Origin of the sequence: Rhizobium anhuiense, assembly GCF_003985145.1 — a bacterium.
GTDB lineage: Bacteria > Pseudomonadota > Alphaproteobacteria > Rhizobiales > Rhizobiaceae > Rhizobium > Rhizobium anhuiense.
In genome coordinates, this window is sequence record NZ_ML133533.1 from 151,700 (window position 1) to 164,892 (window position 13,193).

Here is a 13,193-nt window from a genome sequence, read left to right on the forward strand (position 1 = left end):
CGCCATGGCTTTCCGGGCGAGCGTGCTGACACTTTATCCGGAAATGTTTCCGGGACATCTGGGCTTCTCGCTCGCCGGCAAGGCGATGGAGCGCGGGCAATGGTCGCTGGACGCGGTGCAGATCCGCGATTTCGCCACCGACAAACACCGCAGCGTCGACGACACCCCGGCCGGCGGTGGCGCCGGCATGGTGCTGAAACCCGACGTTCTCGCCCGTGCGATCGACAGCACCTCGGAAAACGATACCCGTCCGCGGCTGCTGATGAGCCCGCGCGGCCGGCCGCTGACTCAGGAGCGCGTGCGCGCGCTCGCGGCAGGCGACGGCGTCATCATCGTCTGCGGCCGTTTCGAGGGCGTCGACCAACGGGTGATCGAGGCGCGCGGACTGGAAGAGGTCTCGATCGGCGACTATGTGCTGTCGGGCGGCGAGCCGGCCGCATTGATCGTCCTCGATGCGATCATCCGCATCCTGCCCGGTGTCATGGGCAACGATCTTTCCGGCCTGCACGAAAGCTTCGAAGGCGGACTGCTGGAACATCCCCATTATACCCGGCCGCAGGAGTGGGAAGGCCGCGAAATTCCCTCCGTCCTCACTTCGGGCAACCACGGCGCCATCGAGAAATGGCGGCGCGAGCAGGCCGTCCAGCTGACGCGGGAGCGGCGGCCGGATCTGCTCGAAACGGCCAGAAACGAGAAAAACGGCTGATTTCGCAGCCCTTTTCACAAAAATGCCGTCCAAGGGATGACAAGCCCTGACCTTTCGTGTATTGGCGCACGCGGAAATGGGGTTTATCCCCGTCTGCCAGCAAACAAAGAATGGCGAATCCGCTCCCGCCCTAGACGGGCAAAGTCCTGAGGACAATTCCGAAGGATCAGTGTCGAGCGCTCTGGCTGTTTCAGAAGAACCAAAGGTTAAGACGATGAACATCATTCAGCAGCTTGAGGCCGAACAGGCCGCCAAGATCGAAGCCAAGCGCACGCTTCCCGAATTTTCCCCGGGCGACACCGTCCGCGTCAACGTCAAGGTCACGGAAGGCAACCGTACCCGCGTTCAGGCCTATGAAGGCGTCTGCATCGCCCGCTCCGGCGGCGGCCTGCAGGAAAACTTCACGGTCCGCAAGATCTCCTACGGCGAAGGCGTCGAGCGCGTATTCCCGGTCTACTCGCCGATGATCGAAAGCGTCGACGTCGTTCGCCGCGGCAAGGTCCGTCGCGCCAAGCTCTATTACCTGCGCGACCGTCGCGGCAAGTCTGCCCGTATCGTTGAAGACACCGGCGTCCGCGCCCGCAAGCTCAACGACGCCGAGCGCGCCGCCATTGCCGAGGAAAAGGCACGCATCGAAGCTGAAAAGGTTGCAGCAGCCCAGGCGCTCGCCGCCGAGAAGGCAGCAGCAGAAGCTGCGGAAGCCAAGGCCGCAGCTGAAAAGGCCGCCGCAGAAGCAGCAGCCGCTGCAGCGGAACCGGCAGCAGAATAAGATCTGGCCACGCAAAATTCTTTGCTTGAAGCAAAATTCTTCGCTTGGAAAGGCGGCCTTCGGGTCGCCTTTTCTATTTTTTGTTTGGTCACGCAGCCGGCGGCCTTGCCTCGGGCCTATCTTCCGTGACAGTTTTTGCCGTTCAATTTTTAGGAACCATTCAATGTTGTTTCGTCGTACCGTTCTTGCGAGCTTCGCCGCCCTTGCTCTTGCCCCCTTGGCCGCATCGGCCGCCGAACTGCCTGATCTCGGCGGCAAGAGTGTCGTCGTCGTGACCGAGAATGCCTATCCGCCGCTGCAATTCGTCGATCCGAAATCGGGCAAGGCGATCGGCTGGGAATATGATGCGATGAACGAGATCGCCAAGCGGCTGAATTTCAAGGTCGAATACCAGAACACCAGCTGGGACGCGATGATCCAGGCAGTGTCCGACGGCCAGTACAACATCGGCATGACCGGCATCACCATCAAGGAAGACCGCAAGCAGAAGGTGGATTTCTCCGACCCCTATATGCGCTCGCAGCAGTTCATGCTGGTGCGCGGCGACGAGAAGCGTTTCACCGATGCCAAGTCCTTCGGCGAATTCAAGGATGGCCTGGTCGGCGCGCAGCCCGGCACCACGCCCTTCTACACCGCTGTCTATGAAGTGCTGGATGGCAACGAGCAGAACCCGCGCATCAAGCTCTTCGAAACCTTCGGCGCCACCGTCCAGGCATTGAAGGCCGGCGACGTCGACGTCGTGCTGACCGATGGCACCGCCGGCAAAGGATATGTCGATGCTTCAGGCGGCGCCCTGAAGCTGATCGGCGAGCCGCTCGGCACCGAGGATTTCGGCTTCATCTTCCCGAAGGGGTCCGATCTCGTCGCCCCCGTCAACGCCGCCATTTCGGCACTCAAGGCCGACGGCACGCTGGATGGGCTGAACAAGAAGTGGTTCCTCGACTACAAGATGGGCGAATGATGCCGAGCAGCCGCTAGACGAATGGCCCTGCAAACATCTTCCCACAGACCCGTCAAGGACGACTATCCCTGGTGGCTGGTCGCGCTCGTCGCGATCGGCATCGTCCTTGCCGTTGTCATCATCACCAACGATATCTATGCCCAGGTCTTTCGCACCGTCGTCAACGGTGTCGGCATCACCGTCTTCGTGACGCTGGTCGCCTTCGTGCTCGCCACCGTGCTCGGCCTCGGCATCTGCCTGCTCGGCATGGCCGACAGCCCGGTGTTGCGCCAGATCGCACGGTTCTACATCGAGATCATCCGCGGCATCCCAATCCTCGTGCTGCTGTTCTATGTCGCCTTCGTCGGTGCGCCGGCACTGGTCGCAGCCTATAATTTCCTGATTTCGCCGCTGGTGACGTCAGGCATGGCCGAGCCCATCCTGGTGCGCGATCTCTCACTGATGTGGCGGGCGGTCATCGCGCTGACGATCGGTTATTCCTCCTTCATCGCCGAGATCTTTCGGGCCGGTTTCCAGTCGGTCGATATCGGCCAGATCGAGGCGGCCAAGGCGCTCGGTCTCTCGCGCTACCGGCGTTTCCGCTCCGTCGTCTTTCCGCAGGCGATCCGGGTGATCTTCCCGCCGCTCTCCAACGATTTCGTTTCGATGGTCAAGGACAGCTCGCTCGTCTCCGTGCTCGGCGTCGCCGACATCACCCAGATGGGCAAGGTCTATGCCGCCGGCTCCTTCCGCTTCTTCGAGACCTATTCGATCGTCACCTATATCTACCTGATCCTGACGATCGGCCTGTCGCTGGCGCTGCGGCGGACGGAGAAGTGGCTGAAATCGCGGTGAATGCTTCAACAGCGGCCACAGCGCGGAGAGGCTCAGAGCGCCTCCTGTGATGATTCAAATTGAAGCCGCCGCGAAAAATCGCTATATGCAGGCGATGGAATCCAAGTTCAGATGCATTGGCGCGCATATTTTCGTGCTGCAGGACCATTATCGCCTGCCGGCGCGGTTTTTTGCCTGCGTGTCCGGTGCGCTCAACAGCCGACTTCGTTGATCGAATGACGGCCGGCGGAGCCTGATCTGCCATTTCTCGATTTTCCAAAAGCTTTAGAAAAACGGACTTAACGCCATGAGCGCACCGCGTACCCTCTACGACAAGATCTGGGACGATCATCTGGTCGACGAACAGGCAGACGGCACCTGTCTTCTCTACATCGACCGCCACCTGGTCCACGAAGTGACCTCGCCGCAGGCGTTCGAAGGCCTGCGCATGACCGGCCGCAAGGTGCGCGCGCCGGAAAAGACGCTCGCCGTCGTCGACCATAACGTTCCGACCTCGCCCGATCGCCATCTCGGCATCAAGAACGAGGAAAGCCGCATCCAGGTGGAGGCGCTCGCCACCAACGCCGCCGAATTCGGCGTCGAATATTATTCGGCAAGCGACAAGCGCCAGGGCATCGTCCACATCGTCGGCCCGGAACAGGGCTTCACCCTGCCCGGCATGACCATCGTCTGCGGCGACAGCCACACCTCGACGCACGGCGCCTTCGGTGCGCTGGCGCACGGCATCGGCACCTCCGAGGTCGAGCATGTTCTGGCGACCCAGACGCTGATCCAGAAGAAGGCAAAGAACATGCTGGTGCGTGTCGACGGCCTGCTTCCGCCGCACGTCACCGCCAAGGACATCATCCTCGCCATCATCGGCGAGATCGGCACTGCCGGCGGCACCGGCCACGTCATCGAATTTGCCGGCGAAGCGATCCGCGCGCTGTCGATGGAAGGCCGCATGACCATCTGCAACATGACGATCGAAGGCGGCGCCCGCGCCGGCCTCATCGCGCCTGACGAAAAGACCTTCGAATACATCAAGGGCAAGCCGCGCGCGCCGAAGGGCGAGGCGCTGGAACAGGCGATCGCTTATTGGAAGACGCTGCAGACCGACGAAGGCGCTCACTATGACCGCGTCGTCGTGCTCGACGCCGCCAGCCTGCCACCGATCGTCTCCTGGGGCTCCTCGCCCGAGGACGTCATCTCCGTCCAGGGCATCGTTCCAAACCCCGACGATATCCAGGACGAAACCAAACGCACCTCCAAGTGGCGCGCGCTCGACTATATGGGCCTGAAGCCGGGCACGAAGATGACCGACATCACGCTCGACCGCGTCTTCATCGGCTCCTGCACCAACGGCCGTATCGAGGATCTGCGCGAAGTCGCCAAGGTCGTCGAAGGCAAGACGGTTGCCCCGACCGTCGACGCGATGATCGTTCCGGGCTCAGGCCTCGTCAAGGAACAGGCGGAAGCCGAAGGTCTCGACAAGATCTTCAAGGCCGCCGGTTTCGACTGGCGCGAGCCGGGCTGCTCCATGTGCCTTGCCATGAACGACGACCGTCTGAAGCCGGGCGAGCGCTGCGCTTCGACCTCGAACCGCAACTTCGAAGGCCGTCAAGGCTTCAAAGGCCGCACGCATCTCGTCTCGCCGGCAATGGCAGCGGCCGCCGCGATCGCCGGGCACTTCGTCGATATCCGCGAGTGGAACTGATCCGTCAAAACGGATGACAGTCCGAAGCCCCCGATGCCTCCTGAAGGCATCGGGGGCTTCGCATTTTATGGTACCCTGTCTCATCAGGCGATGCCCCATATCCGTGTCAGTGCATGACCCGAGTTCCCGATTTCACCCGTTCGGGCAATCGACATCGAAGAATGCCTGTGGCTTCATCGACATGGCGCTTTCAGGCGCAACTCGCGCGACGTTCGACAGGCACCGCTTTCGGGCGTCCGTTACCGGCCTCGGCGATCAACTGGCCTGGCTGCACCAGGAAAGCTCCGCGTTGTGTGATCTGGGAGAATAGCCATGAGACCGAAAATGGCAGGACGCCTGCCGCGAACCATCCTGGGCGTATTCGTATCGCTGGCATCGATCGATGTCGCTGCTACCGCGCCGATCCATCCGACACCGCCGCCGGTGATCTCTTCCGCCCTGCTGCAACAGGTCGCGCAAAGCAAGATACCGTCCCTCAACGGGTATCGCGGCTACAGCAGCGCCCGGGCTGGCTATATCAGGAGCTCGAACGGCTACTGGTATCCCGCGCGCGCTTTCAATGCTTCGGACGAATATACCGGCTCGATCGGACGGCCGCAGCGCCTGAACAATGCCTGCAACTTCGGTTTTACCCCAACCAACGGCTCGTCCAAATGTAATTATTGATGCGACCGCCATACAAAGGCCGCCGCGGGCGATCTCTCCCGGGGCGGCCGCTGATTGGCTTAGCAATGATTGGGACGGCGATCAGAAGGTTGCTGTGTGCGGATCCGGTCCCATGCGGGCGTCGGCGCTGTCCAGCTTGGCGATCGCCGCCATGTCATCGGCATCGAGCTTGAAGTCGAACACCTTAAAATTCTCCTCGATGCGCGATGGCGTCACCGATTTCGGGATGACGACGAGGCCGGTGTCGATGTGCCAGCGGATGATCACCTGGGCCGGCGTCTTCTGATGCTTTTTGGCGATCTCGCCGATCACGGCGTTCGAGATGAACTTGCCCTGGCCGAGTGGGCTCCAGGATTCGGTGACGATGTTAAGTTTCTGATGAGCCTCCTGCGCCGCCTTCTGCTGGAAGTCGGGGTGCAGCTCGATCTGGTTGATGACGGGAACGACGCCGGTTTCGCCGATGATGCGCTCCAGATGTTCGGGATAGAAATTCGACACGCCGATCGAACGGGCGCGGCCCTCTTCCCGGATGCGCACGAAAGCTTTCCAGGTCTCGGTATAAAGACCGCGATGCGGCGACGGCCAGTGGATGAGATAGAGATCGACATACTCCGAACCGAGCTTCTTCAGGCTGCCGTCGAAGGCGCGCAGCGCATTGTCGTAGCCCTGGTCGGTATTCCTGAGCTTGGTGGTGACGAAGATGTCCTTGCGGTCGAGGCCGGAGGAGCGAATGCCTTCGCCGACGCCCTCTTCATTGTCGTAGCCGGAAGCAGTATCGATATGGCGGTAGCCTGCGGCGATCGCCGTCCGCACCGTCTGAGCGGCGATCTCCTGCGGCGTCTGCCAGACACCGAGGCCGACCTGGGGAATGGAATGTCCGTCATGGAAAGTGATGATGGGTTGAGCGGTCACACTATATCTCCGGGAGTTTGAAGAATTGGACGAGGCATGAATTGCGTCCGCACCTGCGGGCGTCCCGGAACGCATTTCAGCCGGAGCGTTCGGTCACCGAAAACATATAGGCGGCCGCATCCGGAAGACAATCAGACGACCCGGACAATCGTTCCCTTTCGAAGGTGCGGCAGCAGGCGGCGCATGTCGCGCAGGCTCACCGCGACGCAGCCGGCCGTCGGCTCGTAGCCTGGCCGGATCAGATGGAAGAAGATCGCCGAGCCGCGATTGCGCGCACGCGAGGAAATGTTCCAGTCCATCACCAGGCAGATATCGTAGAGCCCGTCGCTGCGCCGCATCTCTTCATGACTTGCGCCGAACGGCGCCTTGACGAGACGGTTGTAGCTGGCATTGCCGGACTGATCGCACCAGAGCATGTCGGCACGGATGCGGCGGATGGGAAGCGGCGTGACGAGCCGGCCGTTCCGCTCGCCCCGCCGGAAGCCTGATATCAGCCTCATCGAGGCGATCGGCGTGGCGCCGTCGCCCTCGCGTTTCATCACGGTACGCCCCGAGCGGCCGATCGCGGCAGGCACAGTGATCGCGCCAAGCCGGACGATCGCCCGGCTCTTACGCCCCGGCGCAGGGCGCACCACGATCGTCGATGGCGTCATGCCCCGTCCCTGCCTTGTTTTTTCCATTTTTCTCGCATGTCTTGCATTGTCTGGGGCTTTGATTGAAATCATATGAAAACCTGCGCGGCAACAGCCTGCGCCCGATCCTTGCCAAACCAGGAATTTGGCGTAGGACTAGGGGACTTAACATGAGGAAAGCAAGGGCATGACCGCACGCACCATTCTTCTGGTGGATGACGACGATGACCTTCGTCAGACCCTGACGGAGCAATTGTCGCTGTATGAGGAATTTTCGGTTTTGCAGGAAGCCAACGCCGGCAAGGGTGTTGCGACCGCCCGCTCAACACCGGTCGATCTGCTGATCATGGATGTCGGCCTGCCCGATATGGACGGCCGCGAGGCGGTGAAACTGCTGCGCAAGGGCGGCTTCAAGGCGCCGATCATCATGCTGACCGGCCACGATACCGATTCGGACACGATCCTCGGCCTCGAAGCCGGCGCCAACGACTATGTCACCAAGCCCTTCCGTTTCGCCGTTCTGCTCGCGCGTATCCGGGTGCAACTGCGCCAGCACGAGCAGAGCGAGGATGCGACCTTCACCGTCGGCCCCTACCTCTTCAAGCCGAGCCAGAAGTTGCTCACCACCGACAATGGTCAGAAGATCCGGCTGACGGAAAAGGAAGCGGCGATCATCCGCTATCTCTACCGTGCCGAACAGAAGGTGGTCACCCGCGACGTGCTTCTCGAGGAAGTCTGGGGCTATAATTCCGGCGTAACGACGCATACGCTGGAAACCCACGTCTACCGCCTGCGCCAGAAGATCGAGCGCGACCCCTCCAATGCCGAAATCCTCGTCACGGAAAACGGCGGCTACAAGATCATACCCTAGAGCATTTCCGTTTTCTCCGAATCACCGAAATGCTCTATCTCTGCGTTTCACGCAATTCCGGACGCAAGATCGCTCCGTACTAAGGCGAAAAGCCCGCATGGCGCTGACCGACGATATCAACCTGCTCGCGCAGCTTCCTCTGTTCAAGGACATGAACGAGGATCAGCTGCGGTTGATCGCCTTCGGCGCCGACCGGCGCATGATCGCCGCCGGCCAGATGCTGTTTCGCCAGGGCTCGCCCGCCGAGAGCGCCTACGTCATCCTCAGCGGTAGCCTGGAACTGAGCGCGACGAGCAGCGACGGCATGCAGAGGACAGAGGGGGTCGCCGGTCCCGGAACGCTGGTTTCCGAGCTGGCGCTGGTCACCTTGGTGGAGCGCAAGTTCACGGCCATCGCGCGCGAGGACACCAGCATCATCCGCATCACCCGTGCCCTCTTCCACCGGCTGATCGAGGAATATCCGGACGCAGCCCGACTGATCGAGAACCGCATCCGCGACAATCTCGCCGAACTTGCGGCAAAGGCCGCAAGCCAGTTCTACCGCTTCAGCTAAGACTGATAGAGACAGCGCGTCCGAAAGGACGCGCTAGAAATCGAAATGCGCCGTCACCGGCACGTGGTCGGAGGGCCGGTCCCAGCCACGCGCCTCCTTCAGGATCTCGATCCGCTTCAGATGCGGGCCGAGATCCGATGACGACCAGATATGGTCGAGACGGCGGCCGCGATCGGCGGCCTCCCAGTCCTTGGCGCGGTAGCTCCACCAGGTGTAGAGCTTCTCGTTTTCAGGCACATGCTGGCGCATGAGATCGAGCCAGGCGCCGCGCTTCATCACCTCGAGCAGCCCCTCGGTTTCGACCGGCGTATGGCTGACGATCTTCAGAAGCTGCTTGTGCGACCAGACGTCGTGCTCCAGCGGCGCGATATTCAGGTCGCCGACGAGGATGGCCGAGGTGTTGGCCTCGCCATTGGCTTTCAGCAGCTTCATCTCCTCGATGAAATCGAGCTTGTGGCCGAATTTCGGATTGATCGTCCGATCGGGCTCGTCGCCGCCGGCCGGGACGTAGAAATTGTGCAGCCGGACGCGGCGATTGCCGTGCTCGAAGATCGCCGAGATGTGGCGGGCATCGCCGACGCCGCAATAATCCTGGCGGTGATCCTCGGTCAGCGGAATGCGCGAAGCGATCGCCACGCCGTGATAGCCCTTCTGACCGTGGATGATGATGTGGTTATAGCCCATCGCCCGCAGCGGTGCCGCCGGAAACAGCTCGTTCGTCACCTTGGTTTCCTGCAGGCACAGGATATCAGGCCTGTGCTTGAGGACGAGTTGCTCGACGATCGGCATGCGCAGCCGCACCGAGTTGATGTTCCAGGTGGTGATCGAAAAACCCATGCCCGATGCCCTCTCGCGTCCAATGCCCGCGTGTCGGCCGAGCTGCAGCTCGACGCGACGCGCTTTCATGAAAGGGCTTTAGAATAAACGCGGACGCGAGGGAACCGGCCGCGTGCGAAAGCAACCGAAAAGCTCAGTCGCGCGACTGAGGCGTGCCTGGGATGCTCTCATACGGCACGCGGAAGACGCGATCATCGAACTGCATGCCCGTCTTGACGTTGAAGATCATCACCGAGGTGTCCTTGCCCTGATTGTCGGTGATCGTCCATTGACGCAGGTCGTAGGTCTTCGGGTCGAACATCATGGTGATGGTCGAGTTTCCAAACACCGTATTGTTGCCGAGCGCAATCGTCGTCAGGTCCGACTCTTCCTTCACGCCCTTCACCATGCCGGCCGACAGGTCGATGCGCTGCGCCAGGAGCAGGCTGAGCGGGGTCTTGGAGAGCGGATAGAGATCCCAGGTCTTGAGCTTCGTATTGCCGATGGCGACGTTCTTGCCGTCGGCGATCACCCGCATCGGCGACGGGTCGTCATAGTTGAAGCGCAGCTTGCCTGGGCGCTGGATGAAGAACTTCCCGCCGGTCTGCTCGCCGCGCGGGCCGAACTGCACGAATTCGCCCTGCATCGTCGTGACGCCGGAAAAATGGTCGGCGATCGCCTGCGCGGTGCCGGAGGCGGGAGCCGCCGCCTGAGCGTAAGCGCCGAGGGGAATGGCGCTCGCCACCGCAGCGACGGCAAAGGCGCCGAGCAGATCGCGGCGCGTTACCGTCAGGCCGGAGAGGAAGGTATCGGAGTGACTCATCTAAATCTCCTTTATGCGATCTGCATGCTGCCGAAAGGCGGCGTCTTCAAGGCATTGCGATCGGCCTGCGAGAGGTAACGGCTTCGATGCTGTCAGGTTTCCGCAAAAGCGGCTGCATCGGAAATATATGGCTGTTCTGTCAGCGGTCGAGGATGTCGCCTTCGGTGGGAACGAGAATCTCGCGTTTGCCGGCATGGTTGGCCGGTCCGATGATGCCTTCCTTCTCCATGCGCTCGACGAGCGAGGCGGCGCGGTTGTAGCCGATGCCGAGTCGGCGCTGGACGTAGGAGGTCGAGGCCTTGCCGTCGCGTAGCACGATGGCGACCGCCTGGTCGTAGGGATCTTCCGAATCGGACAGGTTGGAGGTGCCGGCCGGACCGCCGCCACCGCCGCCGTAATCGCCGTCGTCATCGTCATCGGCAGTGATCGCGTCGAGATATTGCGGCGAGCCCTGGGTCTTCAAGTAGGAGACGATCTCTTCCACCTCGACATCCGAAACGAACGGGCCGTGCACGCGCTGGATCCGCCCGCCGCCCGCCATATAAAGCATGTCGCCCATGCCGAGCAGCTGCTCGGCGCCCTGTTCGCCGAGAATGGTGCGGCTGTCGATCTTCGAGGTCACCTGGAAGGAAATGCGGGTCGGGAAGTTTGCCTTGATCGTGCCCGTGATGACATCGACCGATGGGCGCTGTGTGGCCATGATCACGTGGATGCCGGCGGCGCGCGCCATCTGCGCCAGCCGCTGCACGGCGCCTTCGATGTCCTTGCCGGCGACCATCATCAGGTCAGCCATCTCGTCGATGATGACGACGATATAGGGCATCGGCCTGAGATCGAATTCTTCGGTCTCGTACATCGCCTCGCCGGTATGGCGATCGAAGCCGGTCTGCACCGTGCGCGAGATCGCCTCGCCCTTCGACAGCGCCTGCTCGACGCGCGTGTTGAAGCCGTCGATGTTGCGCACGCCGATCTTCGACATCTTCTTGTAGCGCTCTTCCATCTCGCGCACGGTCCATTTGAGCGCGACGACGGCCTTCTTCGGATCGGTGACGACAGGCGAAAGCAGATGCGGGATGCCGTCATAGACGGACAGTTCGAGCATCTTCGGGTCGATCATGATCAGCCGGCATTGTTCCGGCGTCATGCGGTAGAGCAGGGACAGGATCATCGTATTGATGGCGACCGACTTGCCCGAGCCGGTGGTGCCGGCAACAAGCAGATGCGGCATCTTGGCGAGGTCGGCGATGACGGCTTCGCCGCCGATCGTCTTGCCCAGCGCCATGGCGAGCTTCGCCTTGCTGCCTTCGAAATCCCGGGAGGCGATGAGTTCGCGCAGATAGACGGTCTCGCGCGTCTGGTTGGGCAATTCGATGCCGATCGCGTTGCGGCCGGGCACGACGGCGACACGGGCGGCAATGGCGCTCATCGAGCGGGCGATATCGTCGGCAAGGCCGATGACCCGCGACGACTTGATGCCGGGCGCCGGCTCCAGTTCGTAGAGTGTTACGACAGGGCCGGGGCGGACATGGATGATGTCGCCCTTGACGCCGAAATCTTCGAGCACGCCTTCGAGCATGCGGGCATTCTGCTCCAGCGCGTCGGCCGAGAGCGTGGAATCGCGCACGACATTCTTGGGTTCGGCGAGCAGATGCATCGAGGGAAGCTGGAAACCCTCGGGACGGATGAACGAGCCCTGTGCCTCGCGCTCGATGCGGGCGCTGGGCTTCGGACGCGCCACCACGGGAACGACGCGCGGTTCCGGCTTGCCGGCGGGTTTTGCCGGGGCGCGGATCATCCAGTCGTCGTCATCGTCGTCGGGCAGGATATCGGCCGGGCGCGGCGGCATGTCGGCATCGAAGGGCAGATCGTGGTCATCATCGTCGTCATCGATGGAGAGCGACGGCGCAGAGACGATGCGGCGCGGTGATGCCGCCCTTGCCCCCATCGATGGCTCCATCGACGGTTCCATACGCTCGCCGCGGACGGTTGGCGCCTTGGCGCGCACGGGTTCGTTCAGCGTGCCGAACTCGTCATCGTTGAAATCATAGGGTGATTCGTAATCACCCTGGCGCCGCTTGCGCGGCCCCATGCCGAAGAGCCGGCGCAGCCGGCCCTGGCTCATGTACCAGGCATGCGTCATGGCGCCGCTGAAAGCCACCCAGCGGGACTCGTCGTCCTCCTCGTCCTCGTCTCCGACGACGCGGGCCTTGCTACGCGTTTCGACGTAATCCTCCTCGATTTCCTCGTCGACGTCGCTGCGGCCGACAAGGCCCGATGCAAAGAGCATCAGCCAGGCGGTCGGCGCGGCGAAGATGCAGCCGACGACCATGGCGAAGGTGCCTGTGGGATAGGTGCCGACGAAAAGTGCGGGAAAACGCAGGATCATATCGCCGACGACACCGCCGATGCCGTTCGGGATCGGCCAGGTAAGCGGCGGCGGAAAACAGCCGAGGACGGCGCAGGAAAGCACCGAACCGCCGAACCAGGCGCCGGCACGGGCGGGAATACGGCTGAAGCGACGGCCCGAGATCAGCGTCAGCGCCCAGGCGACGATCGGCAGCATCGAAACGACGCTGGCAAGGCCGAGGAACTGCATGACGATATCGGCAAAGGCCGCACCGCTATAACCGAGAATATTCGTCGGCAGGTTGGCGGTCGCGTAGGAATAGCTCGGATCCGCGACATTCCATGTCGCCAGCGCCGCGACGCAGAACGCCAGCAGCAGAAAGATCGCAAAGCCGATGAGCGCCTGGATCTGCCGCAGCATGAATGCCGAGAAGGAGAACCGATCCGGACGGCCATCCATTGCCGGCGACGTGCTTCTTGCCATGTGTCTAACCCGTCCAATGCCTGAGGACACGCGAATCGCTGAAGCTTCGTCGTGCCAAAATGCGTCCGCTCTACCTAATCAGAGCCGGGTTAAAGCGATGTTAACCATGCATGCCTGGACGACA

Annotated in this window: 14 protein-coding genes; 9 read left to right on the top strand and 5 right to left on the bottom strand. The window is 62.1% G+C overall.

The features are described from left to right. Positions 1-4 precede the first annotated feature (4 nt). From trmD to EEQ99_RS26225, 7 genes are all read left to right on the top strand, one after another. On the top strand, positions 5-706 hold the full coding sequence (gene trmD, locus EEQ99_RS26195) for a tRNA (guanosine(37)-N1)-methyltransferase TrmD (protein WP_047615647.1): 702 nt from the start codon (positions 5-7) through the stop codon (positions 704-706). A gap of 214 nt (positions 707-920) precedes the next feature. After that, positions 921-1,475, top strand: a complete 555-nt coding sequence (gene rplS, locus EEQ99_RS26200) for a 50S ribosomal protein L19 (RefSeq protein WP_028758031.1) — start codon at positions 921-923, stop codon at positions 1,473-1,475. A gap of 163 nt (positions 1,476-1,638) precedes the next feature. Next, positions 1,639-2,436, top strand: coding sequence for a basic amino acid ABC transporter substrate-binding protein (locus EEQ99_RS26205; protein WP_063473818.1), 798 nt, complete (start codon positions 1,639-1,641; stop codon positions 2,434-2,436). A gap of 21 nt (positions 2,437-2,457) precedes the next feature. Beyond that, positions 2,458-3,270, top strand: coding sequence for an amino acid ABC transporter permease (locus EEQ99_RS26210; RefSeq protein WP_028828302.1), 813 nt, complete (start codon positions 2,458-2,460; stop codon positions 3,268-3,270). A gap of 46 nt (positions 3,271-3,316) precedes the next feature. After that, positions 3,317-3,481 (top strand): hypothetical protein, encoded by a 165-nt coding sequence (locus EEQ99_RS26215; protein ID WP_164735970.1) that lies wholly within the window; start codon positions 3,317-3,319, stop codon positions 3,479-3,481. Between the two features lie 75 nt (positions 3,482-3,556). Beyond that, complete coding sequence (gene leuC / locus EEQ99_RS26220) at positions 3,557-4,966, top strand: 3-isopropylmalate dehydratase large subunit (protein ID WP_028757783.1); 1,410 nt, start codon at positions 3,557-3,559, stop codon at positions 4,964-4,966. A gap of 312 nt (positions 4,967-5,278) precedes the next feature. Further along, on the top strand, positions 5,279-5,632 hold the full coding sequence (locus EEQ99_RS26225) for a cell surface protein (RefSeq protein ID WP_127431319.1): 354 nt from the start codon (positions 5,279-5,281) through the stop codon (positions 5,630-5,632). Positions 5,633-5,713: 81 nt separating this feature from the next. Here the strand turns inward: EEQ99_RS26225 and EEQ99_RS26230 are convergent, their stop codons facing one another. After that, entirely contained in the window at positions 5,714-6,544 is an 831-nt protein-coding gene (locus tag EEQ99_RS26230; RefSeq protein ID WP_127431320.1) for an aldo/keto reductase, read from the bottom strand. Between the two features lie 131 nt (positions 6,545-6,675). Further along, complete coding sequence (locus EEQ99_RS26235) at positions 6,676-7,197, bottom strand: L,D-transpeptidase family protein (protein WP_127431321.1); 522 nt, start codon at positions 7,195-7,197, stop codon at positions 6,676-6,678. 166 nt (positions 7,198-7,363) lie between these two features. Between EEQ99_RS26235 and EEQ99_RS26240 the strand changes: the two genes are divergently transcribed. Then, positions 7,364-8,047 carry a response regulator transcription factor gene (locus tag EEQ99_RS26240; RefSeq protein ID WP_003582964.1) on the top strand — a complete coding sequence of 228 codons (684 nt, stop codon included), beginning with the start codon at positions 7,364-7,366 and terminating at the stop codon, positions 8,045-8,047. Positions 8,048-8,144: 97 nt separating this feature from the next. Next, positions 8,145-8,600: a cyclic nucleotide-binding domain-containing protein gene (locus tag EEQ99_RS26245; protein ID WP_028757779.1), complete on the top strand. Its 456-nt coding sequence runs from the start codon at positions 8,145-8,147 to the stop codon at positions 8,598-8,600. A gap of 33 nt (positions 8,601-8,633) precedes the next feature. Here the strand turns inward: EEQ99_RS26245 and EEQ99_RS26250 are convergent, their stop codons facing one another. The 3 genes from EEQ99_RS26250 to EEQ99_RS26260 form a co-directional block, all read right to left on the bottom strand. Beyond that, a complete protein-coding gene (locus EEQ99_RS26250) occupies positions 8,634-9,437 on the bottom strand; it encodes an exodeoxyribonuclease III (RefSeq protein WP_026230959.1) in 804 nt (267 codons plus the stop codon). 133 nt (positions 9,438-9,570) lie between these two features. Beyond that, on the bottom strand, positions 9,571-10,239 hold the full coding sequence (locus tag EEQ99_RS26255; RefSeq protein WP_028757777.1) for an outer membrane lipoprotein carrier protein LolA: 669 nt from the start codon (positions 10,237-10,239) through the stop codon (positions 9,571-9,573). Between the two features lie 139 nt (positions 10,240-10,378). Continuing rightward, positions 10,379-13,069, bottom strand: coding sequence for a DNA translocase FtsK (locus EEQ99_RS26260; protein ID WP_127431322.1), 2,691 nt, complete (start codon positions 13,067-13,069; stop codon positions 10,379-10,381). Positions 13,070-13,193 lie beyond the last annotated feature (124 nt).

What these genes read in the sequence shown, in the direction of transcription:
- EEQ99_RS26225 (WP_127431319.1), top strand. Translation starts at nt 5,279, where the DNA reads ATGAGACCGAAAATGGCAGGACGCCTGCCGCGAACCATCCTGGGCGTA.
- EEQ99_RS26250 (WP_026230959.1), bottom strand. Translation starts at nt 9,437, where the DNA reads ATGGGTTTTTCGATCACCACCTGGAACATCAACTCGGTGCGGCTGCGC.
- EEQ99_RS26255 (WP_028757777.1), bottom strand. Translation starts at nt 10,239, where the DNA reads ATGAGTCACTCCGATACCTTCCTCTCCGGCCTGACGGTAACGCGCCGC.
- leuC (WP_028757783.1), top strand. Translation starts at nt 3,557, where the DNA reads ATGAGCGCACCGCGTACCCTCTACGACAAGATCTGGGACGATCATCTG.
- EEQ99_RS26260 (WP_127431322.1), bottom strand. Translation starts at nt 13,069, where the DNA reads ATGGCAAGAAGCACGTCGCCGGCAATGGATGGCCGTCCGGATCGGTTC.
- EEQ99_RS26210 (WP_028828302.1), top strand. Translation starts at nt 2,458, where the DNA reads ATGGCCCTGCAAACATCTTCCCACAGACCCGTCAAGGACGACTATCCC.
- EEQ99_RS26240 (WP_003582964.1), top strand. Translation starts at nt 7,364, where the DNA reads ATGACCGCACGCACCATTCTTCTGGTGGATGACGACGATGACCTTCGT.
- trmD (WP_047615647.1), top strand. Translation starts at nt 5, where the DNA reads ATGGCTTTCCGGGCGAGCGTGCTGACACTTTATCCGGAAATGTTTCCG.
- EEQ99_RS26245 (WP_028757779.1), top strand. Translation starts at nt 8,145, where the DNA reads ATGGCGCTGACCGACGATATCAACCTGCTCGCGCAGCTTCCTCTGTTC.
- EEQ99_RS26205 (WP_063473818.1), top strand. Translation starts at nt 1,639, where the DNA reads ATGTTGTTTCGTCGTACCGTTCTTGCGAGCTTCGCCGCCCTTGCTCTT.
- rplS (WP_028758031.1), top strand. Translation starts at nt 921, where the DNA reads ATGAACATCATTCAGCAGCTTGAGGCCGAACAGGCCGCCAAGATCGAA.
- EEQ99_RS26235 (WP_127431321.1), bottom strand. Translation starts at nt 7,197, where the DNA reads ATGACGCCATCGACGATCGTGGTGCGCCCTGCGCCGGGGCGTAAGAGC.